Genomic DNA, 23,879 nt, shown 5'->3' with positions numbered 1-23,879 from the left:
ACCAACATGGCAAACCGAATTTTAGTCGTAGACGACGCTGCATTTATGAGAATGATGATCCGGGACATTTTGTCCAAAAATGGGTACGAAGTCGTAGGAGAAGCACCAGATGGTGCACAAGCCGTTGAGAAGTTCAAGGAACTTCGTCCGGATCTGATTACAATGGATATTACAATGCCTGAGATGGATGGTATTGCTGCTCTGAAAGAAATTAAAAAAATTGATGCAAATGCAAAAGTAATTATGTGTTCTGCAATGGGCCAACAAGCGATGGTTATTGATGCCATTCAAGCTGGAGCCAAAGATTTTATCGTTAAACCTTTCCAATCTGATCGGGTTATCGAAGCAATCAGCAAAACACTGGGAGCTTAAGAAGCATGTTGATGGCTCAGGGGGGTACTCCAGAACCAGCTGGCGCAGGAATCAATTATTATCTACAGCTAGTATGGGTGATTGTTGTCCTGGCCGTCATCCTGGTTCTTATTGTCTACCTGATCCGATTCTTGAACAAACGAAATCAGCAATGGTTTCGAAGCGGAACCATTCGCATTTTGGGCGGGGTCGGACTAGGACAAAACAAGTCACTGCAAATTTTAGAGATTGGCGGAAACGTTTATTTGATCGGTGTGGGCGAGAATATACAGCTGCTGGATAAGGTTTCGGATTTGGAAGAAGCACAGAGAATTGTGGATTCCTTTGAACGGGATGCTGTTTCACAGCAAGGAAACCTCCCACCCATCATAGCCAAGCTCGCTAAACGTCTTCGTAAAGAAGAACCGCCTCGGGAAATGGAAATTGAGGACACTGCTTCTTTTCATGAGATGTTTGAATCCAAACTTCGGCAGATGCCAAACCGTAAAGAGAAGATGGAGAAGCTCCTGGATCAAGACAATACTACAGATCGGTCGAGGGATTCATGAAGAAAAAGATTTGGTTAGCGTGTTGTTTCGTAGGACTTATCAGCCTGGCATCCGTTACGGTGGCTTTTGCCGAACCGATTCCTAATATTGATATACAGATTGGGAACGGTGATGGCAGCACGCCAAGTACTAGTTCATTATCTATTATTCTATTAATTACTGTGCTTAGCATAGCCCCGGCATTGCTGGTACTGATGACCAGTTTTACTCGGATTGTGATTGTGCTTGGGTTTGTCCGAACTTCACTCGGAACCCAGCAGATGCCTCCGAATCAGGTATTGGTCGGTCTGGCTCTTTTTCTTACACTTTTCATCATGTCTCCTACGTTATCTTCTATTAATCAGGTTGCATTACAGCCTTATCTTAAAGGAGATTTGACACAAACGGAGGCGCTGGAAAAGGCAGCAGATCCGATTAAAAAATTTATGTTTACTCATACACGTGAGAAGGATATCTTGCTGTTCATGAAATATAATCAGGCGGAACAGCCAAAATCGTATCAGGATATTCCAATCACGGTAATGGTACCGGCATATGCAATCAGTGAGCTCAAAACAGCTTTCCAGATGGGATTTATGATATTTATTCCTTTCCTGGTGATCGACATCGTTGTGGCGAGTACACTCATGGCCATGGGTATGATGATGCTTCCCCCGGTCATGATCTCATTACCTTTCAAAATACTGCTCTTTGTTCTGGTGGACGGGTGGTATCTGGTAGTCAAGTCACTGTTGCTGAGTTTTAATACCTGAACCGGAGCGTTAAAGGAGGACGGTCATGACTTCGGAGTTTATTATCGGTCTGGCCGGAAAAGCAGTATACACGTCATTGCTGGCCAGTGCACCTATGCTTATACTAGCTCTGGTTGTAGGACTTGCTATTAGTATTTTTCAAGCAACGACTCAAATTCAGGAGCAAACGCTCGCCTTTGTACCCAAAATTGTTGCAGTACTGTTAGCAGTACTTATGTTTGGGCCTTGGATTTTGAATATATTAATGGATTTCACGTTTAACATACTCGATAATCTATACAGATACGTAGGGTAGGCTTTAGCCGATGGAGACATTGCTGCAAAGTTTCCCTGTTGCTCTGCTTATGTTTTGTCGAATAGCCTCATTTTTTGTAACAGCACCGGTTTTTTCAGCTCGAAATGTACCAACTTCATTTAAGGTGGGCATATCTGCTTTTGTTACGTTGACAGTTTACATGACCTTTGGCATTAACCAAACTGTACCGACTGACTTGAGTTACATCCTGCTGGTTATCAGAGAAATCATTGTTGGCCTGCTTTTAGGGTTTACAGCCTACCTTCTGATGACTGCAGTCCAGACAGCTGGTACATTCATCGATCTTCAGATCGGTTTTGGTATGGCTAATGTTTACGACCCCATGACTGGTGCATCTGCACCGCTTACAGGTAACCTGAAATACGCTTTTGCGATGTTGCTCTTTTTGACAATGAATGGTCATCATTATTTGCTAGATGGAGTTGTGTACAGTTACCGCTGGATTCCATTATCCAATCAATTTTATATGAGACTGGCAGACGGAAGTATAGCAGAATTTTTGGTGCGAACGTTGGGACAATCTTTTATGTTAGCCTTTCAGATGGCAGCTCCCATTGTTGTAGCGTTATTTTTGACAGATGTAGGCTTGGGGTTTCTGGCCAAAACGGCTCCACAATTTAATGTTTTTGCTGTCGGAATGCCACTTAAATTGCTTGTTGGTTTGGCCATTTTGCTTTTGCTTGTTCCCAGCTTTGGATTTATATTTAGTCAATTATTTGAAGCGATATTCAAATCCATGGAGAAATTGCTTGGCACAATTGGGCAAAGGCCGGGATGAGGGAAATGGAGGGTAAAACTCACATGAAACTTCAACTCGACCTCCAGTTATTTTCCGGAGAGAAGACGGAAAAAGCCACTCCCAAGAAGAGAAATGATGCCCGTAAAAAGGGACAGGTTGTTAAGAGCACAGAAATATCAGGAGCATCCATTCTGCTTTTTACATTTTTAATCCTTATGACTTTTAGTGATTTTTACAAGGTGCGTATCGTTCGATTATTCACGGATATTTTCATGAACAGGCTGAGCATGGAAGTGAATAGTGAGAATGTGATGGCTCTGATGATGCGGTATGGAATAGAAGTTATGTTATTGCTTGCACCTGTTTTGATTGTTGCTTACCTTGTAGCCTTACTTGTGAACTATATGCAGGTTGGATTTCTCCTCGTAGGTGAGGGATTGAAGCCGAAGCTTGAGAAGCTGGATCCGATTAAGGGCTTCAAAAATATATTCTCGCTGAATTCATTGGTAGAATTCTCCAAGACAGTCTTTAAAATGACAATTATTGGTTACATGGTATACAGCACCCTTATCAGTTACAAGGCAGACATAGCAGGACTTTCCCATTTCTCACTGGATGCAATTTTACACTTTGCTGCTTCAATAACCTTGAACCTCGGTGTTAAGATTTCCGTAGCATTAATGGTTTTGGCTATATTCGACTACATCTACAAAAAGTATGACAACGAAAAAAAACTTCGTATGTCCAAGCAAGATATTAAGGATGAGTATAAGAAAATGGAAGGCGATCCGCTAATCAAGGGCAAAATTCGGGAGCGTCAGCGTCGTATGGCTATGCAGCGTATGATGCAGGAAGTACCAAATGCGGATGTAATCATCACAAACCCGACACACTTTGCTGTAGCATTGAAGTATGAAGGGTCTGAGATGGAAGCTCCGCAAATTATTGCTAAAGGGCAGGATTATGTGGCTCTGCGCATTAAAGAAATTGCCAAAGAACACGGTGTGATAACAATGGAAAACAAACCACTGGCACGGGCATTGTTCCAGAGAGCTGAGATTGGTGACGCTATACCAGCCGATTTGTTCCAAGCTGTAGCCGAAGTGCTGGCTTATGTATATAAACTTAAGGGCAGAACGAAATAACAGGGATCGGAGGCCGTACATTCATTGAAAACAAAAGATTTAGCTATCCTTGCGGGTATTATCGGCATTGTGTTGATGATGATTCTCCCGATCCCGGTCTGGCTGCTCGATATGCTGCTTGTTGTCAACATCTCTATTGCTTTGATGATCTTGCTTGTTGCCATGAACAGCAAAGAAGCGTTGCAGTTTTCCATATTTCCGGCTTTGCTGCTCATTACTACTTTGTTCCGTTTGGCACTAAATATCTCAACCACGAAGCTGATCCTTGGTAAAGGGGATGCGGGAGCCGTTGTTGCTACCTTTGGTAGCTGGATAGCTGGCGGGCAGATAGCCATCGGGTTTGTAGTGTTTTTGATCCTGGTGGTGGTACAGTTTATCGTTATTACCAAAGGATCTGAGCGTGTGGCTGAAGTAGCAGCAAGGTTCACCCTTGATGCAATGCCCGGTAAACAAATGAGTATCGATGCGGACTTGAATGCTGGATTAATCAACGAACAGCAGGCCCGTGAGCGTCGTTCCAAAATTGAACGTGAAGCTGACTTTTACGGGGCGATGGATGGTGCCAGCAAATTCGTAAAAGGGGATGCGATTGCAAGTATTATCATTCTCCTGATTAACCTGATCGGTGGCTTTATCATCGGTATGACAGTACATGGTTACGATTTTTCAACATCACTCTCCACATACTCGGTTTTGACGATAGGGGACGGATTGGTTAGTCAGATTCCTGCGCTTCTCATTTCGACAGCAGCGGGGTTGATCGTGACCAGAGCCTCATCGGAAGGAAACTTGGCGGATGACATTACTGGCCAGTTGTTTACATATCCGATACTCATTTATATCGTAGCTTTTGTTATCGCGATGCTGGGATTCTTCACTCCAATTCATGTGATTACAACGCTCCCGCTGGCAGGTGTTCTTGCTTATGCTGCCTGGCGAATGCAGAATAATCTGAATTTGAAACAGGAAGCAGAAGAACAAATGGAAGAAGAACAGCAGATCGAAGAAGTCAGAAGTCCTGAAAGTGTTATTAATTTGCTTCAGGTAGATCCGATAGAATTCGAGTTTGGTTACGGGCTGATTCCACTGGCTGATAATCAACAAGGTGGAGACTTGTTGGATCGAATCATTATGATCCGAAGACAATGTGCTCTTGAACTGGGTTTGGTAGTACCAGTCATCCGTATTCGTGACAATATTCAACTAAGACCTAATGAGTATGTGATCAAAATTAAGGGTAATGCGGTTGGTGGCGGAGAACTGCTGCTGAACCATTATCTTGCGATGAGTCCTGGATATGATGAAGAATCTGTAACAGGAATTGAAACAACAGAGCCGGCATTTGGTTTGCCTGCGCTATGGATTGATGAAGTGACTAAAGATCGGGCAGAGCTCGCTGGATATACGGTAGTCGACCCGCCTTCTGTAGTCGCGACTCATCTAACAGAACTAATCAAGAAACATGCGCACGAATTGCTTGGAAGACAAGAGACGAAGGCACTTGTGGACAACCTTAGAGAGAATTATGCTGCACTGGTGGATGAGTTGATTCCTTCCGTTCTCTCGATTGGTGATGTACAAAAGGTACTAGCCAAGTTACTACGTGAAAAAGTATCGATTCGAGATATGGTTACCATTTTTGAAACACTTGCAGACTATGGAACTTATACGAAGGATCCAGATGTGTTAACGGAGTACGTTAGACAATCGTTATCTCGTCAGATTACACAACAATTCTCGCAAAAAGGCGAAACCCTTCAAGTGATCACGGTAGGACCAGGACTTGAGAAGAAAATTGCTGAAAGTGTGCAACAATCAGAGCAAGGTAGCTATCTTGCACTGGATCCAGTCTCTACTCAAAGTGTGTACCAAAAGCTGAGTGAACAAGTAAATCGATTAATTCAATCGGGTCAACAACCCATCGTGTTAACTTCTCCAACCATTCGAATGTATCTGCGTCAGGTGATTGAAAGAACGATGCAGGATATTCCGGTGCTTTCCTATAGCGAGTTGGAGCCGAATGTTGAAATTCAAAGTATCGGGGTGGTGAACTTATGAGAGTAAAACAATACGTTGTTGAGACCATGCCCGAAGCTATGCTTCAAATTCGCAAAGACCTGGGAAGTGACGCCGTCATTCTGTCCACCAAAGAAATCAAGGTGGGCGGAGTGCTCGGGATGTTCCGCAAAAAACGTATCGAAGTGGTTGCAGCAGTAGATAAAGAGCAGCCTGGTCAGGCGAATGGTTCTTCTGTTAAGAAGGCGCAAAATTCATTTACGCCTGTGCCTCGTTCGTTTGTACCTGAAGCTTATGCTCAAACCGCTCGTTCGTTTGTAGGGGGGGCCGATGCAAGGGAAACTGTAGCGGCGGTGGACCAAAAAGAGCAGGAGAAAACGGCGGCTGTTCCATCTGTATCCAAATCAAGTGGAATAGATGAAAAAATGGATTACGGCTCAGATTTCCTGAGCAGTGAGCATAAACCGCGACCGCAAGGGGCGGATTTTTCGGGTTCAACGCCTAGTATCCAAGATCGTGGTATGGATCAGCAGCAGGACAAGCTGTTGAACGAGTTACAGGACTTGAAGCAGATGATGACCAAGCTTTCCAAGCAAGGAACAGTTGCGACAACAATTCCTGAAGAATTAATGAAGAGCCAGGAGCGGCTTGCAGACCAAGAAATTTGGCCAGAAGTATGGGAATCCTGGTTTGAACCTATTGAGCAGGGGTTAGCTGAGGGTAAATTGCAAGAATCGGATGTTGAAGAGGCACTTCGGTTGGAGATAGCGACTTTTCTGAAAGACCGTATTCAAGAGGGCATCCTTCCTAGCACTCGAATTGTATATGTGGCTGGACCTACAGGAGTAGGAAAAACAACAACGATTGCCAAACTGGCTGCGGAGCAGATGTTTAAAAAACAGCGTAAAGTTGGTTTTATTACGTCAGATACGTACCGTATCTCTGCAGTTGAACAGCTAAGAACGTATGCATCGATTCTGAACGTGCCGCTTGAAGTTGTGCAGTCGCCAGGAGATACGCAACGTGCCATATCACGGCTAGAAAACTGCGATCTGATCTTTATGGATACGGCAGGCAGAAACTATAGAAATGAATTGCTTGTCTCCGAACTGCAGAGTTTACTTGCTCCAGTTGAGAACAGTGAAACCTTTCTGGTGATGAGTATGACTGCGAAAAGCATGGATATGGTACAGATTACTGAGCATTTCAGTAAATATGGATTGGATAAAGTGATCTTTACCAAAATGGATGAAACAGGAACTTGCGGTCCGCTCTTTAATCTTCTACATCGTTTCCCGCTCAAACTTGCTTATGTGGCAAATGGTCAGAATGTTCCTGATGATCTGCTGAAGCCCAATGTGGAATGGTTGTCCCAGGCGTTATTGGGAGACGGGACACAATGAAGGATCAGGCAGCATCACTCCGAAGTTTGGTCTCCACGCCACTCGAGAGCGATACAAGCAAAGTGAGTAGCCGTTCCTCCAAAATTATTACGGTAGCTAGTGGTAAAGGTGGGGTAGGCAAGTCCAATTTCACATTAAACTTTGCACTGACTCTTCATTCTATGGGTAAAAAAGTGCTGGTGTTTGATGCAGATATCGGTATGGCAAATATCGATGTTTTAATGGGAACTTCTTCTTCCTATAATCTGTATCATCTTTTATACCGACATAAAACTATAAGGGAAATCATACAACTTGGTGCTGATGGCCTGCCATATATTGCGGGGGGGTCGGGGATGAAGGAATTATTCTCCTTGTCTGATCGAGATCTGGAGTTTTTTGCCAGTGAAGTGGAGGACATTGCGCAAGAGATGGATTACGTCATTTTCGATACCGGGGCGGGCCTTTCCAGGGAAAATATGAGATTCATCGGCGCTGCTGATGAATGCCTGATTGTAACTACTCCTGAACCGACTTCAATAACAGATGCTTATGCCTTAGTTAAAGTCATGCACGGCGAGGAGCACGCAACTCCTTTTCGAATGATCGTAAATCGGGTTGAAGATGAAAGGGAGGCGGAGCGTGTAGCAGATAAAATAGCTGGAGTGGCGAGAAGGTTTTTGCAAACAGATATCCCGCTTCTAGGGTATATTTCAGAGGATGCTCAGGTTGTGACAGCAGTAAAGAAACAGATGCCTTATCGATTAGCCTATCCTCATTGCAAGGCTTCTAAAGATATACAAAAACTTGCTCTTCGATATCTGGCTGTACCTGCAGCTCCGGAATCCGGAACCTTGTCAGGAATCAGAGGATTTATGAAAAAGTGGCTTAAACGAACAACATGATTTCTGAAAAAAGGAAACAGAGGTGACACAATATGGCGGTCTATCAAGTATTGGTTGTCGATGATTCCGCTTTTATGCGCAAAATTGTGACGGATTTAATTGAAGCGGACTCAGAGTTCAAGGTTACGGCCACAGCGTCAAACGGCAAAGAAGCCATACAAAAAGCATTAGAGTTGAAACCTGATATGATCACAATGGATGTTGAAATGCCGGAAATGAATGGGCTGGATGCGCTTAAATCCATAATGGAGGATTCCTTCATTCCTGTGATTATGCTCTCTGGTATTAATGAACAAGGTATGAAAGAGACCATTATGGCTCTCGAAGCTGGTGCATTTGACTTTATTCGCAAGCCGTCTGTTGTGCATGATCAGGATATTGCTCAGGTTGGTAAAGCGTTGGTTGAACGAATGCGTGCTGCCATGCATGAAGTGAAGCGAAAAGCTGAGCGTAAAGAATCGATCAAAAAAATGGAGGCTTCCCGCAATACTGTAATTCCTCCAGCACAACCGGTAAAGAAGGAAGAAACGTCGAAGGAAGTTGTTGAACCGCTTCAAAAAACAGTTCCGCCGATACTTCCAAAAAGAGAGAATTCATTTGAAGAGCGTACTGGAGTCTTACAGGCTAAAAAGCAACCGAGTGTCCCGCTTTCTCCTCCGAAATCGGAGCGTACGCTCACGAAAAAGGATGGCTTAGGTAAGCTTGATCAATCTGCTCGTACGAAAACGGATATACCAAGTAAGCCGCCTGTGAGTTCACTGCAAGCTCGTAAAGAGGTCAGATCGCCAGAGGTGCCTCGACTCCAGACGAAACAGCCAGCAACCAGTTCTGCGTCTGCACCTGTTCCTGCGAAGGAGCCAACTAAACTTAATACGGCTTTTAAAACTTCAGCGGGATCGGAAGGATCGTTCAACAAACTTGTTGCGATCGGTTCTTCAACCGGTGGACCAAGAGCTCTCAAGACTTTATTGGAGCAGTTGCCATCGGATTTGCCGGCGCCAGTTATTATTGTGCAGCATATGCCGCCTAATTTCACCCGTTCACTTGCACAACGGTTGAATACATTTAGTCCGCTCCATGTAGTCGAGGCAGAAGACAGTATGGTGCTTAAAAAAGGAACGGCTTATATCGCACCTGGTGGTTTCCATTTGAGAGTTCACAAGACAGCAGATGGAAGGTTTATCTTGAAGTTGAGTGAGGATCAACAGGTGAATGGTCACAGACCTTCAGTGGATACGATGTTTGAGTCGCTTCTGCCGTTTACATCTTTACAACGACATCTTGTTCTTCTGACAGGTATGGGGAGCGACGGGGCACGTATGATGAAAAAATTATACGAGACTGGAGTCACATCAACGTTTGCCGAAAATGAAGAAACTTGTGTTGTCTATGGTATGCCGCGTTCAGCTGTGGAGCTGCAATGCGTGCGTCATCTTCTGCCCCTGCAGGAGATTGCGCCAAAACTTGTTCAAGCAGTGAAATAACGGAGTGTAACTTACGGAGGAGGTGCCTCACAATGGACATGAACCAATATTTATCCATGTTTATTGATGAGTCTAACGATCATCTACAATCTCTTAACGAAAACATGCTACAACTAGAAGCGAATCCGGAAGATCTGGGTATAGTGCAGGTCATCTTCCGTTCAGCTCATACTCTCAAAGGTATGGCGGCAACCATGGGGTTCGAGGATTTGGCTTCACTGACACACAAAATGGAAAATGTACTGGATATGGTTCGTAATGAAAAGCTGAAAATGCAGGATTACATTTTTGACACCATGTTCAAAAGTTTGGATGCTTTGGAGACTATGGTTCAGGATATTACAGGTGGCGGTGAAGGTAAAGCGGATGTCTCCTCCATTGTTGCTTCGCTTCAGGCTATTGAAAGTGGCGAATGGACAGGAGGCAGTGCTCCTGTTGCACAGGTAGACAAGCAAACGAACTCCTCGATCTCCAATGCTGTAGAACTGGATGAATTCCAATATTCAGTTCTTGATCAGTCGATCGCAGAAGGTCACCGTGTATTCTACGTTGACGTCCTTGTGAGTGAGCATAGTCAGTTAAAAGGTGTTCGGGCATACATGGTATTTGACATGCTTGAGCGTTCAGGTGAGGTTGTTAAAGCCTATCCTTCTGTTCAGGATATCGAGCAAGAGAAGTTTGAGCGCAGTTTCTCGTTGTATTACATAACGACCAAAGAGGCGCAAGAACTGGAAAAGGGTATTATGAGCATCTCGGAAATTGAGAGTGCCAAATTGATTCAGCTGGATCAAGAAACGTTGCAACAGATGACCAATCAGGCGGCAGCCGCGGTTGCGGTAGAAGCAGCACCAGCACCAGCACCAGCACCTGAGGTTGGTAAGGATACTCCTGTTTTAGATTCTAAACCTCAAGAAGAAGGCAAAGCAGCTCCCGCGAAGGCAGCAACGCCAAAACAGGCAGCCGCACCTTCACGCACAATTCGTGTTGACATTGAGCGTCTTGATGTGCTGATGAACTTGTTCAGCGAATTATTGATTGACCGTTCACGCCTTGAACAATTAGCAAGTGAGACAGGCAATAACGATCTGTCGGATACTGTAGCTCACTTGAGCCGTGTGAGTACGGACTTGCAGAACATTGTACTGAAATTGCGGATGGTTCCGGTTGATACCGTCTTTAACCGCTTCCCACGGATGATTCGTGATTTGGCTAAAACATTGGATAAAAAGATCGATCTCGTCATTACAGGTGCTGAAACAGAGCTGGACAGAACGGTTATTGATGAAATCGGAGATCCGCTTGTGCATCTGTTGCGTAATGCGGTTGACCATGGTGTTGAATCGATCTCGGAGCGGGTTGCGGCTGGAAAACCGGAAATGGGTACAGTTAACCTGCGAGCTTTCCACAGTGGTAACCACGTGTTTATTGAGATTGAAGATGATGGTAAAGGGATTTATCGTGACAAACTCCTGCAAACAGCGATCAAACGAGGCGTTGTGACGGAGGAGCAAGGTGCGAAAATGAGCGATGATGAAGTCAATCAATTGTTGTTCGCCCCTGGATTTAGTACAGCTGACAAAATCTCGGATATTTCAGGCCGCGGAGTAGGTCTGGACGTTGTAAAATCAAAAATCACTTCGCTTGGCGGTAATGTAACGATTACGTCGACTCCAGGCAAAGGTACTAACTTCTCCGTACAGCTTCCATTGACACTGTCTATCATTGCAGCGATGCTGGTACGACTTGGTTCAGAGAAGTATGCAGTTCCATTGTCTTCGATCGTAGAGACCGCGATTGTACAGCGTGAGCAAGTTCGTAATATCCATGGTAATAAAATGATTACGTTCCGCGAGTCTTTGATTCCGTATCTGTCATTAAGCGAAGTTTTCGGAGTGCCGGATTTCAACGATGCGGATGAGAAAGAAACTGAGATTGTTGTGATTCGAAAAGGAGAGCGTCTGGCAGCTGTCGCTGTTGAAGAATTCATTGGTCAGAGCGAAATAGTTCTGAAGTCTATGGGCACGTATCTTCCTGCGATTGAAGGAATCTCCGGTGCGACGATACTTGGAGATGGACAAGTGGCTTTGATTCTTGATCCAAACGCATTTATTAAATAAGCATAGTGATGGAGTTTTAAATCGAATAGGGAGGTTTTTTACATGGAAGAAGAGTTGAAGGTCATCGTCTTTAAATTGGGAACCGAAGAGTACGGAATTGAGGTAGACAAGGTTCAGACTATTGAGCGGATGATGCCCATTACCCGCGTTCCCAAAACACTTTCATTTGTAAAAGGAGTTATCAACCTGCGTGGTGTTGTTATTCCGGTTATTGATCTCCGCGGACGCTTCTCCCTTGCGGAAACGGAATATACAGATCAAACGCGGATCGTCATTGTTGGTGTTGACGATATGCAGGTTGGTTTTATCGTTGACTCTGCCAATGATGTTATCGACATTAAAAGCAGTTCGATCGATACTCCGCCTGAAGTGGTTGGTGGCGTGAAAGCGAGATATCTTCGTGGTGTTGCAAAATTGGATGATGGCCGCTTGTTGATTATGCTTAACCTTAACGAAGTATTAAATAAAAGCGAGATTGTGCAGCTGGAAAGTGTTGAGGGCTAGCACGTGGAGATGTTTAACCGATTTGAGGGTTTCCAAATGGATGTGCTCAAAGAGGTCGGTAATATTGGAGCAGGCAACGCCGCTACGGCGTTGTCTCAACTCCTTAACAGACCGATTGATATGGGCGTACCCACCGTTCAGATGCTTCCATTTGAGGAGATTGCTGAAAAAGTGGGTGGTGATGAGCGCATTGTAGTCACAATATTTCTTCGTGTAGAAGGTGAAGCGCCTGGTAATCTCTTCTTTATGATGACACCAGAGGCTGCTAAATTGTTGTTGAACCGCCTCGCTGGTTTTGAGCTGAAAGAAGGTTTGGCGTTCACTGAAATGGAACATTCAGCTCTATCTGAGATCGGAAACATTCTGGCTGGATCTTACCTGTCTTCTCTGGCGGATTTCACAAAGTTATCGATGTACCCAACGGTGCCGGGGCTTGCAATTGATATGGCGGGAGCAATCCTTAGTTATGGACTGTTGCAATTTGGAGAGATGGGCGATGCGGCATTGTTAATTGATACTTCTTTCTTTGAAGGTAGAGATCAAGTAGAAGGGCAATTTTTCCTGATTCCTGATCCGCCGTCATTTGCAAAGATTTTTGAATCGCTAGGGGTGCCACTGGACAATGATTGAGGACAAAAGCATCGTTAAAGTCGGTATGGCGGATCTGAATATCGCTCAACTTCCTGGCGTAATCCGTACAACTGGCTTAGGGTCGTGTGTGGGGCTAACGATGTATGACCCACAGTTGAAACTCGCTGGAATGGCACATGTCATGCTTCCGAGTTCAGAGATTGCCCGGGAGGGTAATTTGAACACGGCTAAATACGCGGATACAGCATTGCCAGAATTGCTTGAGAAGATGCTGAAAATGGGCGCGTCTCAATCGCGAATTGTATCTAAGATGGCCGGAGGTTCGCAGATGTTTGCTTTCTCGGGTGCAGGAGATACAATGCGAATCGGACCGCGAAATGCAGACTCCTGTCGAGAAATGTTGGAACAGCTCAAAATTCCACTTTTGGGCGAAGATACAGGAGGAAATTACGGTCGAACTATCGAAATGAATTGTGAGACAGGACTTTTAACTATTCGCAGCGTACAAATGGGTGTAAAGGAATTATAATACATGATAGGAAACTACCGCATTAATCTTGGAGCAGGCATAGTCGGATTCGTTCTGACTTTTTTTGTAGCATTCAGCAGCAATGTGTTGATGACCAGTTTAATACGCGGATTAATTGGATTCGCAGCCTGGTATGTTCTTGCATATGGTCTGCGTTGGGGATTGGGCATATTGTTTAGCCCTCATGTAGAAAATGGATCTGGTTATGCTTCAGAGGGTACTCAAGATCTAAGAGGTTCACAGGTGGACATCAAACTCGAAGACGATGGACAAGAGCTGAATGACTTGCTCAAGAACGGACAGAGCGACTCCGCCGGGGCTAATCATCCGCCATCTGAGACGAAAGCTCCAACGGGATTTGCTCCCTTGGATCCGCCTAAACTTGTCCGGACCAAGGACCCGGAGGAGTTGGCGCAGGCCGTTCGTCACCTGACAGACAAATAAGGAGGGTGAAAGCAATTGAACGAGCGTAAAGCTTCACATTTGAACCATTCAGATCTGTGGGAAAAGTGGAAAGAATACGGAGATCTTGAAGCAAAGAAATTGTTGATCGAAAAATATCTTCATATTGTTAACTATGTGTCAGGCCGTCTGGCCGTTGGTTTACCCAAAAACGTTCCGAAAGATGACTTGGAAAGCAACGGGGTAATGGGTCTAATTGATGCACTGGAAAAATTCGACTATGAACGAGGCTTGCAATTCGAGACATATGCTTCATGGAGGGTTCGCGGAGCCATACTCGACGGATTACGTCAAGGAGACTGGGTTCCCAGATCTGTACGTGAAAAAGCCAAACGGATTGAAGATGCCTACCAGCAATTGGAGCAGACCTATTTGCGTTCTGTGAGTGATGAAGAAATGAGCCAGTATCTGGACGTGTCAACAAAGGATTTTCAACATATGCTTCAGGAGGTGGCAGTTATGTCGCTCTGCTCGCTGGAAGATCCGATCCGGGAAGAAGAGTCAGAGACACGTCTGTCTTTAATGGTAGATGAAAAAGCCAAAAATCCGGATTATAAAGTCAATGAATTTTATTTAAAAGAAGCGCTGGTCCAAGGGCTTGAGAAGCTGACAGTGAAAGAACGAACGGTCGTCTCCCTTTTATATTACGAAGACCTTTCTTTAAGTGAAATTGCAGAGGTCATGTCTCTTTCGCCGTCTCGTATCTCCCAACTACATTCCAAAGCTATATTGCGGCTTCGCGGCACACTGGATAAACAAAAAGATCTACTGATGCGTAAAGACTAGAGAGCAGAAGTTAAGATACGTATAGGGAGTGGACAGGCTAATAAGGAGGAAGATCTGCGTTGACACAACGGACTGTTATGGAAAAATCACTAAACGTTGTTTTATCCGATGATAAATGCATCGCTTATCTTGAATATTACAACGAAGAAGAAGGCTTTTCCTGTACCACGGAAGAGCTTGAACAATTTGTGGAGAGCAAGGGCGTTAAGCATGGTCTATTGCGAGAAGCATTACTAGTATTTGTGAATAACCCGTCTGCCTACCTGAAAGATAAATGCAAGATAGCCGAAGGCGTTTCTCCTGTACAAGGGATTGATGGATATATTCAAGTTTTGATTGGTAAAGAAGATGACAGAGAGCAACGGCCACTTGAAGCAGAAGATGGAAAAGTGGATTACAAAGAGCTGATACAGTTAGACAATGTGCGCAGTGGTCAGATCATTGCAAAGCGTATCGATCCTGTAGATGGCACACCAGGTAAAGCAGTGACTGGTGAAGAAATCCCTTTTCGTTCCGGAAAAGAAGCCCGATTCAAAGTTGGAAAAAACGTTGTTGTCAGTCCTGACGGTTCTGCGATGTATGCTGCAATTGACGGCTTGGTGAGCAGGACAGATGGAAACAAGCTTAACGTATTTCCAGTGTACGAAGTCAATGGTGATGTCGATTATAAGCATGGAAATATTGACTTTGTAGGTAATGTCGTGATCCGAGGCAATGTACTAACTGGCTTTAAGGTAAAAGCGGCAGGTGACATTCGTGTCGTCGGAGGTGTCGAAGGAGCAGAGCTGGAGGCAGGTGGCTCTATCGAAATTACCGGTGGCATCATCGGTTACAACAAAGGTTTAATTCATGCCGGGCATCATGTGAAATGCACATTCATTCAAGAAGGCAATGTTGATGCAGGTGAAGATGTACTTGTATCCCAAAGTATTATGCACTCCAATGTACGTGCGGGTCATGCTGTAATCTGTGCAGGAACAAAAGGACTTATCGTTGGCGGCTCAACACAGGCCGGAGAGCACGTATCTGCGCGTGTTGTTGGTAACACGATGTCTACAGTCACCTCGATTGAGGTTGGCGTGCTACCAAGACTCCGAAACGAAATGAATGAATTGCGTAAAGAAATGAGAGAACAGATGGACTCCTTGGATAAAACCAAGAAAGCATTGACTCTACTTGATCAACTGGCTGCAGCAGGACAACTAACGCCAGACAAGATGGCGATGAGAATCAAATTAAACTCAACTCAAAAATCGGCTCTTCATCAGAGTGAAGAAATGAAAATGCGTATCTTGGAAATTGAAAAGGTACTTGAAGATACAAGCAGAGCTCGTGTTGATATTTTGAAGATGATCTACGGGGGCTCTAAAATAGTTATCGGCAGATATACGAAATTTATTAAAGATCCCGTTAGCCGAATGTCATTTTATTATCAGGACGGAGATATTACCATGGTGCCGTACGTTTAAAACCAGCAACATCCTTTTGAGGAAATCCATTCGAAACCGTGAGGTGAGCGTATGAGTTTCAAAGCAGTGGAGTTGCAGATTGCGGTACCGCGAACGAGTGAAGCGGGACGATATCAAAGTGAAGCCCAGCAGAGACCGGTTACTGACCAGAATCTGCTCGCCGAACAGACGAATAAAGAAGCCAATGAGGCACGGCAGCGCAGTGAAGCCATGGCTGAGACATCGCATACTTCGGTACGAGATGGTCATGCAGACGGGCGAGACCAGCATAGTGGGACTGATGGACGGGAAATGATGGATGAGCAGGAGCACTTGAAACCTGCTGAACATCCCTACAAAGGTAAACATATTGATCTGTCTATGTAAAAGACTACAAACATGCTGGAAGCTTGCGCCCGAGGGTGGTCGTAACAAAAGGAGAGAAGCAATTTGTCACCATGGATCATTATTGTCATATTAGGAGCTTGCGCAATTGCTTATGCATTCATAATGCCTCGTAAGGACAAAGTACAGCAACCATCGCATCAGTTGGTGCAGGAGATGGAGTCAACGCTTGAACATTATATGACAGAGATTGAACAAGATAACGATGCTCTTATTCAACGTGTGGCTGAACTCAAAGGTGAAGCCACCGCAGCAGATCATCGGATGCAGTCACAGCTTCAAGAATTACAACAACGGCTTGACCAGCTGGAGCAGCAAAAGGTTAAGACAACTGAATTCAGCACTGCAGAGAACATAATGGGCCAGAGATCAGAGGGTTTACAAGCACAAAGCCTCATGGACAGTGTCAGGGCTGAAACGAATCAACAAATTGCATCAGCATCAGAGCTACAAGATAACCCGCAGCAAGGAAAAGATCAGAAGCGTGAATCGATTAAAGATCGTTACACAGAGCTTTTTAGGCTACATGATGAAGGAAAGTCTATGGATGCTATTTCTAGACAAACAGGCATACAGCTTGGTGAGGTGCAATTAATACTGCAGCTTGCAGAGCGGGAGGAGAGCTGACCATGGACAAGCGATCTTTGTGGATTGGTATAGGAAGTGGCATGATTACAGGAGCAATCTTGCTTCAACTAGCTACGGTGGGGCAAAAAGCCCTGTCTGACAGTAATTTGGAACCGGTACAACGTGACAATTGGACGAAAGAACAATTGGAAACAGCAGCAAAGAGTCTGGATATGAAACTGGTTGGTACTCAGGACGAGTTATATACTGAAGCCGAATGGGTGTCAAAGAAAAAGCAGGAAAGCAACCAGATGCAAGGGAAGTCAGCTGAAAAACCACAGCAAACCACCTCTGCTGCAGAACCGACAGAACCAATGCAGCCACAGACAGATCAACCCAAGACGAATACACCTGTGACGCCAACTAAACCTAATGGACCGGCCGTAACATTTAAGGTTCGTTCTGGAAATAGTTTGGTTATGGTTGCCGAAAATCTGAAAGAAGCCGGTATTGTGGACGATGCACAAGCCTTTATCAAGGCAGGGAAGTCTCAAGGTATTAATAAAAAAATTCAAGTGGGCACGTACTCTCTTGAAAAGGGTGAGAGTTTTAAGTCGATTATCGCCAAAATTACCAAAGAACCGTCAAGCTGAGCGTACATGCTCGGACTGGACGGTTCTTTTTGATGATAGATGGGTTATTTTTGATGTAATGAAACTATAAAATTTAGATTTAGAAAATGTTGCAACAGGCTGACACTTATGATATATTAGATAACGGTGTTAAAACACACGCTGTGCTAATTTTGTTGAGGGTGCTTTCCTAATGGAGAGTCTTAGCGAAAAATGATGCTGGCGGAGGACACAATAAAAAACCATATTAGGAGGTGTGTGAAGATGGCAGTAATCTCCATGAAGCAGCTTCTCGAAGCTGGGGTACACTTCGGTCACCAGACTCGTCGTTGGAACCCAAAAATGGATCGTTATATCTTCACTGAAAGAAACGGAATTTACATCATCGATTTGCAAAAAACGGTGAAAAAAGTCGAAGAGGCTTACAACTTCGTTAAAGGAATCGCAGGCGAGAATGGTACTATTCTTTTCGTAGGTACTAAGAAACAAGCTCAAGATTCCGTTAAAGAAGAAGCTGAACGCGCTGGTCAATTCTACATCAACCAACGTTGGCTCGGCGGTACCCTGACTAACTTCTCTACTATTCAAAAACGTATTGATCGTTTGAAACAGTTGGAAGCTTGGGAAGAAGACGGTACTTTCGCTGTTCTGCCTAAAAAAGAAGTTATCTTGCTTCGCAAAGAAAAAGATCGTCTCGAGAAATTCTTGGGCGGTATTAAAAATATGAAAGGCCTGCCTAGCGCCCTGTTCATCATCGATCCACGCAAAGAGCGTATCGCTGTTGCTGAAGCTCGCAAATTGGGTATCCCAATCGTTGGTATCGTTGATACTAACTGCGATCCAGACGAGATCGATTATGTTATCCCAGGTAATGACGACGCGATCCGCGCTGTTAAATTGCTGACAGGTAAAATGGCTGATGCCGTTATCGAAGCTAACCAAGGCGAAGAAACTTCCGCTTAATAGTTTTCGAACATAACATTCATGAATTAAATGAAAAGGGTGGTTGGTAGGTGGATAACCTCTCACTGCCCTTTTTTTAGAGTGTACGTGTACGTACAATACTTAATCTGGAGGGAATTTATAATGGCAGTTAATGCGAGTGCAGTAAAAGAACTTCGCGAAAGAACGGGCGCTGGTATGCTCGATTGTAAGAAAGCACTGGAAGAAGCAAACGGTGATGTAACGAAAGCGGCTGAATTGTTGCGTGAAAAAGGTCTTTCTGCAGCAGCAAGCAAAGCAGGTCGTGCAGCTACTGAAGGCGCTGTAGAATCTTACATCCACGCTGGCGGACGTATCGGTGTCTTGGTTGAAGTTAACTGCGAAACTGACTTCGTTGGTAAAACAGATCAATTTAAGGATTTCGTTAGAGACGTAGCTATGCAAATCGCTGCAGCTAATCCTAAATATGTTACACGCGAAGAAGTTCCTACAGATGAGTTGGAAAAAGAAAAAGAAATCTTGAAAGCTCAAGCTCTTAACGAAGGTAAACCAGAAAAAATCATTGAAAAAATGGTTGAAGGCCGTATCGGTAAATACTACGAAGAATATTGCCTGATGGAACAAACTTTTGTTAAAGATCCAGACAAAACAATTTCCCAATTGTTGAATGAAAAAATCAGCCAAATTGGTGAAAACATCTCCATCCGTCGTTTCGTTCGTTACGAACTGGGTGAAGGTTTGGAGAAAAAAGTGGATAACTTCGTAGAAGAAGTTATGTCCCAAGTTAACAAATAAGACGTTATCAAGCCGACAAAGCAGGATTGATTTTCGAAGATATAAGAATGATGAAACTTCGAAGCGTAAACTCCCTTATATCTCAGGAAAACAATGACTGAACGGCAATTTGTTTTTCCTAAAAGAGCGGAACACTTCTGTGTTCCTTTCTTTTTAAGCAGGAGTCCATGCGCGAGAAGTTTTGTTGGTTGGACACTGGAAGGTGTTCAATTCAAAGTGGAGGGTGAACAATTGGAACAGCCAGTATTTAAACGTGTTGTCTTAAAGGTGAGCGGAGAGTCTCTTTCCGGTCAAAACGGCTATGGCATTGATGCAGTAACGATTTCATCCATTGCCCAGCAGGTAAAAGATGTAGTTGCGCTTGGCGTACAGGTTGCGATTGTATGCGGCGGAGGAAACATCTGGCGCGGCATTGCTGGCAGTGAAAACGGGATTGATCGTGCAACTGCGGACTATATGGGTATGCTCGCGACGGTGATGAACTCTCTGGCGCTGCAAGACGCACTTGAACAGATTGAAGTGCCAACTCGTGTGCAGACATCAATTGCTATGCAGCAGATTGCTGAGCCGTACATTCGTCGTAAAGCCATTCGTCATCTGGAGAAAGGCCGTGTCGTTATTTTTGCAGCAGGTACAGGTAATCCGTTCTTCTCCACGGATACAACAGCAGCACTGCGCGCAGCGGAGATTGAAGCAGAAGTGATCTTGATGGCTAAAAATAAAGTGGATGGTGTCTATTCGGCAGATCCATTCAAAGACAGCACAGCTGAAAAGTTTGAGCAGTTGACATACCTGGATGTACTTAACAAAAACCTTGGCGTAATGGATTCAACGGCGTCCTCGCTCTGCATGGATAACAACATTCCGTTGATTGTATTCAACATTACTGAACAAGGTAACATCAAACGTGTTGTTCTGGGCGAGCGTATCGGAACAATCGTTAAAGGGAGTGTAGATTAATGCCACAAGCAGTTAAACAACATGCTGAAGAGCGTATGGAAAAAGCGATTCAGGCATTGCGCCGTGACCTAGCTACGTTGCGTGCAGGTCGTGCAACGCCTGCTCTTCTGGATCGTGTGCAAGTTGAGTATTATGGTGCAATGACACCTCTGAACCAATTGGCAAATATCAGTACACCGGATTCTCGGACATTGATGATTCAGCCTTGGGACAAATCAGCGATGAGTGATATCGAACGTGCGATTATGAAATCAGACCTGGGTCTGACCCCGGCTAACGATGGCAGTATGATTCGTCTCGCTATTCCGCCGCTGACGGAAGAGCGTAGAGCTGAGCTTGTCAAACTAACCAAAAAGTTTGGCGAAGAAGGTAAAGTTGCGATTCGTAACATTCGCCGTGATGCGAATGATGATATTAAGAAAATGGAAAAGTCCGAGATTTCCGAAGATGAATCCCGGAGACATCAGGACGACATCCAAAAGTCGACTGATAAATTTATCGCTGAAGTCGATAAGGTACTTGCTGCCAAAGAAAAAGAAATCATGGAAGTGTAAGACAAGCGCAGCCCCTCCAATACGGTGGGGTTTTGTCTCTTTTTCCAAGCTTCAGATGAAGAAACTTCAGGGATTTTGGAGGAACAGGAATGATCAAACGGGTTCGGTCGTGGTGGAATGGGGCTGACAAGCAGGAAACGCTGACTATATCCGAGGATAATATCCCGCAGCACGTCGCCATCATTATGGACGGCAATGGACGATGGGCCAAACGTCTGGGTCTCCCGCGTATAGCTGGACACCAGAACGGCATGAAGGCAGTCAAACGTGCAACCATCGCGGCGGATGAACTGGGCATCAAATATCTGACGATGTACGCTTTTTCGACAGAAAACTGGACGCGTCCAAAAGAAGAAGTGGATTTTCTGATGAGACTTCCGCAAGAGTTTTTGGCTATTGAGTTAGAAGAACTGATCGAAAAAAATGTGCGTATCCGTATGATGGGACATGAGGAACATCTGCCTTCACATACGGTTAATGCTTTGCGGGAAGCTATTCGTCTTACGGAGCATAACACTGGTCTGGTGTTGAACTTTGCAATGAACTATGGAAGCCGCCGGGAGATGACGGAATGTGTGAGAGACATTGCTCTGCAGGTAAAGTCGGGGGAGCTGGCTGCAGAAGATATCACACCTGAACTCATCGACAAACATATGCTGACCGCAGATATGCCAGATCCGGATCTGTTGATTCGAACGAGCGGAGAACTGCGACTGAGCAATTTTATGTTATGGCAGCTTGCATATAGCGAATTATGGTTTACGGATATATACTGGCCCGAATTTGGCAAACAGCATCTGCTTGAAGCAGTAGCCGAATATCAGCGCAGAACAAGGCGTTACGGCGGTTTGAAATAGATGGAGGATGAAGCCGTTGAAACAGCGATTAACGACGGGAATTATTGCAGGTGTGTTGTTTTTGGGTTTTTGTATGCTTGGCGGGCCTTGGTATCACGGATTGGTCTTGCTTATGGCTCTCATCGGTTATTATGAATTTGTGAAAATGACCGGGGTGAAGCCGTTTTCAGGTGTAGCCCTAATCGGATATGCTGGAATTGTTTCTATGGTATTTCCTTGGGAAATGGTATGGGATGTAAGACCGTTATCCTTGTTTCAAATTTCGTGGATCATCATGCTCATTTTGATGACCGCTTCGGTTGTCACTAAGAACAGATTACCAATTAATACAGTCGCTATGCTTTTCATCGGCGTGTTGTATATTGGAACAGGATTCTATTACATCGCAGAGTCTAGACATTTATATCATGGTTTATTCTGGACTTTCCTTCTGTTAGGTTCAATCTGGGCAAGTGATGCCGGAGCATATTTTGTAGGTAAGTGGATTGGGAAAAACAAACTTTGGCCTTCGATCAGTCCAAACAAAACCGTGGAAGGCGCACTCGGCGGCATTGTTATTGCGATTGCCACCGCGGTGGTGTTTGCCTTGGTATCAGATGGCTTGCTCTCCTGGCAGAGAGCAATTCTCATCGGGATTGCTTGTGCAGTAGTTGGTCAGATGGGTGACTTGATCCAGTCAGCCTACAAACGCGTTTACAACATTAAGGATTCAGGCAATCTTCTTCCTGGGCATGGTGGTATTCTGGATCGGTGCGACAGTTGGATTGTGGTGTTTCCATTTGTACATATACTGATGCTACTGCCATATTAGAAGAAGACAGCTTAAGATGACTAAGGTGGCTCGCCCACAAGCATTGGATTCGTTAGAGGTGAGGTGCATTAATGAAAAAAATAGCGATTCTTGGTTCGACAGGGTCGATTGGGACACAGACATTGGATGTTGTTGATATGCATCCAGAACACTTTCAAGTGGAAGCACTAGCTGCAGGGGGCAATACAGATTTGCTGATCGAGCAAGCTAGACGTTATCAGCCTAAAAAGATTTCGGTAGGATCAAAAGAGTTGGCTGATAAGATTGCTCCACATGTGCCAGCAGGCACGAAAGTGTATTACGGTTCAGAAGGTCTCATCGAGGTTGCTGCAGGAACAGATGCAGACACGGTTGTTACGGCTGTTGTAGGAAGTGTTGGGCTGGAGTCTACGCTTGCAGCGATCGAGTCCGGAAAACAGATTGGACTTGCCAACAAGGAGACTCTGGTTACAGCTGGACACATCGTTATGGAGAGGGCAGTAGCCAAAGGAGTTTCTATTTTACCTGTTGACAGTGAACACTCGGCAATTTTCCAGTGTTTGAATGGAGAGAATCGCTCCAGTGTGGCTGGAATTACATTGACTGCATCAGGTGGTTCATTTCGACATCTTACACGTGAGCAACTACAGCAGGTGACTGTAGAGGATGCACTCAAGCATCCAAACTGGTCCATGGGTTCAAAAATCACGATTGACTCAGCAACGATGGTTAACAAAGGCCTTGAAGTCATTGAGGCACATTGGTTGTTTGGTCTTGATTATGAACAGATTGATGTACTACTTCATCCAGAGAGCATCATTCATTCTTATGTGGAATTTGAAGACACAAGTATCATTGCGCAGCTTGGTACTCCGGATATGCGTGTCCCCATTCAATATGCTTTGACCTATCCTGACCGTATGCCTTCTCCGGCAAAACGGTTGTCTCTTGCCCAAGTTGGACAACTTCATTTTAGGGAGATGGATATGGATCGTTTCCCGTGTTTAAGAATGGCATATGAATGTGGTAAAATGGGAGGGACTGCAACGACGGCTTTTAATGCAGCCAATGAGGTTGCTGTAGCACGATTCTTGCGGAAAGAGATTTCATTCCTTAAAATAGAAGATATCATTGCCTCAGTGCTAGAAGCGCACCAAAATGTGGACAACCCTGATCTGGAGCAAATTGCTGCCTGTGATCAGGATAGCCGCAAGCTTGCTTCCGTGCTGTAATCTCTTTTTTTGAGGTAAACGGAACGAAGCGATTCTCTTGTGCGGGATT

Annotated in this window: 27 protein-coding genes; all 27 read left to right on the top strand. The window is 44.7% G+C overall.

Annotation, left to right across the window (positions count from 1 at the left end; genetic code table 11):
* Positions 1 to 6: 6 nt before the first annotated feature.
* The 27 genes from BLQ13_RS22165 (at position 7) to BLQ13_RS22035 (ending at position 23,830) form a co-directional block, all read left to right on the top strand.
* Complete coding sequence (locus BLQ13_RS22165) at positions 7 to 372, top strand: response regulator (protein ID WP_090923862.1); 366 nt, start codon at positions 7 to 9, stop codon at positions 370 to 372.
* Between the two features lie 11 nt (positions 373 to 383).
* Positions 384 to 920, top strand: coding sequence for a flagellar biosynthetic protein FliO (locus BLQ13_RS22160; protein ID WP_090923949.1), 537 nt, complete (start codon positions 384 to 386; stop codon positions 918 to 920).
* On the top strand, positions 917 to 1,672 hold the full coding sequence (gene fliP / locus BLQ13_RS22155; RefSeq protein ID WP_090923861.1) for a flagellar type III secretion system pore protein FliP: 756 nt from the start codon (positions 917 to 919) through the stop codon (positions 1,670 to 1,672). Before BLQ13_RS22160 ends, fliP begins: the two co-directional genes overlap by 4 nt.
* A 25-nt stretch (positions 1,673 to 1,697) precedes the next feature.
* Positions 1,698 to 1,967 (top strand): flagellar biosynthesis protein FliQ, encoded by a 270-nt coding sequence (gene fliQ, locus BLQ13_RS22150; protein ID WP_090923860.1) that lies wholly within the window; start codon positions 1,698 to 1,700, stop codon positions 1,965 to 1,967.
* Positions 1,968 to 1,977: 10 nt separating this feature from the next.
* On the top strand, positions 1,978 to 2,766 hold the full coding sequence (gene fliR / locus BLQ13_RS22145) for a flagellar biosynthetic protein FliR (protein WP_090923859.1): 789 nt from the start codon (positions 1,978 to 1,980) through the stop codon (positions 2,764 to 2,766).
* Positions 2,767 to 2,789: 23 nt separating this feature from the next.
* Positions 2,790 to 3,872: a flagellar biosynthesis protein FlhB gene (gene flhB, locus BLQ13_RS22140; RefSeq protein WP_090923858.1), complete on the top strand. Its 1,083-nt coding sequence runs from the start codon at positions 2,790 to 2,792 to the stop codon at positions 3,870 to 3,872.
* Positions 3,873 to 3,896: 24 nt separating this feature from the next.
* Positions 3,897 to 5,930, top strand: a complete 2,034-nt coding sequence (flhA, locus tag BLQ13_RS22135; protein WP_090923857.1) for a flagellar biosynthesis protein FlhA — start codon at positions 3,897 to 3,899, stop codon at positions 5,928 to 5,930.
* The gene (gene flhF, locus BLQ13_RS22130; RefSeq protein ID WP_090923856.1) at positions 5,927 to 7,291 is read left to right on the top strand and encodes a flagellar biosynthesis GTPase FlhF; all 1,365 of its coding nucleotides are present in this window, start codon (positions 5,927 to 5,929) and stop codon (positions 7,289 to 7,291) included. Before flhA ends, flhF begins: the two co-directional genes overlap by 4 nt.
* On the top strand, positions 7,288 to 8,175 hold the full coding sequence (locus tag BLQ13_RS22125; protein WP_090923855.1) for a MinD/ParA family protein: 888 nt from the start codon (positions 7,288 to 7,290) through the stop codon (positions 8,173 to 8,175). Before flhF ends, BLQ13_RS22125 begins: the two co-directional genes overlap by 4 nt.
* Before the next feature lie 32 nt (positions 8,176 to 8,207).
* On the top strand, positions 8,208 to 9,659 hold the full coding sequence (locus tag BLQ13_RS22120; protein WP_090923854.1) for a chemotaxis protein CheB: 1,452 nt from the start codon (positions 8,208 to 8,210) through the stop codon (positions 9,657 to 9,659).
* Between the two features lie 32 nt (positions 9,660 to 9,691).
* On the top strand, positions 9,692 to 11,776 hold the full coding sequence (locus tag BLQ13_RS22115; protein ID WP_090923853.1) for a chemotaxis protein CheA: 2,085 nt from the start codon (positions 9,692 to 9,694) through the stop codon (positions 11,774 to 11,776).
* A gap of 42 nt (positions 11,777 to 11,818) precedes the next feature.
* Entirely contained in the window at positions 11,819 to 12,280 is a 462-nt protein-coding gene (locus tag BLQ13_RS22110; RefSeq protein WP_090923852.1) for a chemotaxis protein CheW, read from the top strand.
* Between the two features lie 9 nt (positions 12,281 to 12,289).
* The gene (locus BLQ13_RS22105; RefSeq protein WP_090923948.1) at positions 12,290 to 12,910 is read left to right on the top strand and encodes a chemotaxis protein CheC; all 621 of its coding nucleotides are present in this window, start codon (positions 12,290 to 12,292) and stop codon (positions 12,908 to 12,910) included.
* Complete coding sequence (locus BLQ13_RS22100) at positions 12,903 to 13,400, top strand: chemotaxis protein CheD (RefSeq protein ID WP_090923851.1); 498 nt, start codon at positions 12,903 to 12,905, stop codon at positions 13,398 to 13,400. The genes BLQ13_RS22105 and BLQ13_RS22100 overlap by 8 nt, the downstream gene beginning before the upstream one ends.
* A gap of 3 nt (positions 13,401 to 13,403) precedes the next feature.
* Positions 13,404 to 13,844 (top strand): hypothetical protein, encoded by a 441-nt coding sequence (locus BLQ13_RS22095; RefSeq protein ID WP_090923850.1) that lies wholly within the window; start codon positions 13,404 to 13,406, stop codon positions 13,842 to 13,844.
* A 15-nt stretch (positions 13,845 to 13,859) separates the two neighbouring features.
* Positions 13,860 to 14,648, top strand: coding sequence for a FliA/WhiG family RNA polymerase sigma factor (locus BLQ13_RS22090; protein WP_090923849.1), 789 nt, complete (start codon positions 13,860 to 13,862; stop codon positions 14,646 to 14,648).
* Between the two features lie 59 nt (positions 14,649 to 14,707).
* The gene (locus BLQ13_RS22085) at positions 14,708 to 16,117 is read left to right on the top strand and encodes a DUF342 domain-containing protein (RefSeq protein ID WP_090923848.1); all 1,410 of its coding nucleotides are present in this window, start codon (positions 14,708 to 14,710) and stop codon (positions 16,115 to 16,117) included.
* Positions 16,118 to 16,168: 51 nt separating this feature from the next.
* Positions 16,169 to 16,483 carry a hypothetical protein gene (locus BLQ13_RS22080; protein WP_090923847.1) on the top strand — a complete coding sequence of 105 codons (315 nt, stop codon included), beginning with the start codon at positions 16,169 to 16,171 and terminating at the stop codon, positions 16,481 to 16,483.
* 63 nt (positions 16,484 to 16,546) lie between these two features.
* The gene (locus tag BLQ13_RS22075; protein ID WP_090923846.1) at positions 16,547 to 17,128 is read left to right on the top strand and encodes a hypothetical protein; all 582 of its coding nucleotides are present in this window, start codon (positions 16,547 to 16,549) and stop codon (positions 17,126 to 17,128) included.
* A 2-nt stretch (positions 17,129 to 17,130) separates the two neighbouring features.
* Positions 17,131 to 17,721: an endolytic transglycosylase MltG gene (locus BLQ13_RS22070; protein WP_090923845.1), complete on the top strand. Its 591-nt coding sequence runs from the start codon at positions 17,131 to 17,133 to the stop codon at positions 17,719 to 17,721.
* A gap of 243 nt (positions 17,722 to 17,964) precedes the next feature.
* Positions 17,965 to 18,663: a 30S ribosomal protein S2 gene (gene rpsB, locus BLQ13_RS22065; protein ID WP_024630243.1), complete on the top strand. Its 699-nt coding sequence runs from the start codon at positions 17,965 to 17,967 to the stop codon at positions 18,661 to 18,663.
* Positions 18,664 to 18,786: 123 nt separating this feature from the next.
* On the top strand, positions 18,787 to 19,437 hold the full coding sequence (gene tsf / locus BLQ13_RS22060) for a translation elongation factor Ts (protein WP_056700641.1): 651 nt from the start codon (positions 18,787 to 18,789) through the stop codon (positions 19,435 to 19,437).
* A gap of 231 nt (positions 19,438 to 19,668) precedes the next feature.
* A complete protein-coding gene (gene pyrH / locus BLQ13_RS22055; RefSeq protein ID WP_090923844.1) occupies positions 19,669 to 20,397 on the top strand; it encodes a UMP kinase in 729 nt (242 codons plus the stop codon).
* The gene (gene frr / locus BLQ13_RS22050; RefSeq protein WP_090923843.1) at positions 20,397 to 20,951 is read left to right on the top strand and encodes a ribosome recycling factor; all 555 of its coding nucleotides are present in this window, start codon (positions 20,397 to 20,399) and stop codon (positions 20,949 to 20,951) included. Before pyrH ends, frr begins: the two co-directional genes overlap by 1 nt.
* A gap of 89 nt (positions 20,952 to 21,040) precedes the next feature.
* Positions 21,041 to 21,808 carry an isoprenyl transferase gene (locus tag BLQ13_RS22045; protein ID WP_090923842.1) on the top strand — a complete coding sequence of 256 codons (768 nt, stop codon included), beginning with the start codon at positions 21,041 to 21,043 and terminating at the stop codon, positions 21,806 to 21,808.
* A 16-nt stretch (positions 21,809 to 21,824) separates the two neighbouring features.
* Positions 21,825 to 22,619 (top strand): phosphatidate cytidylyltransferase, encoded by a 795-nt coding sequence (locus tag BLQ13_RS22040; protein ID WP_090923841.1) that lies wholly within the window; start codon positions 21,825 to 21,827, stop codon positions 22,617 to 22,619.
* A gap of 71 nt (positions 22,620 to 22,690) precedes the next feature.
* Positions 22,691 to 23,830: a 1-deoxy-D-xylulose-5-phosphate reductoisomerase gene (locus BLQ13_RS22035; protein ID WP_090923840.1), complete on the top strand. Its 1,140-nt coding sequence runs from the start codon at positions 22,691 to 22,693 to the stop codon at positions 23,828 to 23,830.
* The last annotated feature ends 49 nt before the right edge of the window (positions 23,831 to 23,879 follow it).

The organism is Paenibacillus polysaccharolyticus, assembly GCF_900102085.1.
GTDB lineage: Bacteria > Bacillota > Bacilli > Paenibacillales > Paenibacillaceae > Paenibacillus > Paenibacillus polysaccharolyticus.
This window is presented reverse-complemented; position numbering and strand designations above follow the sequence as displayed.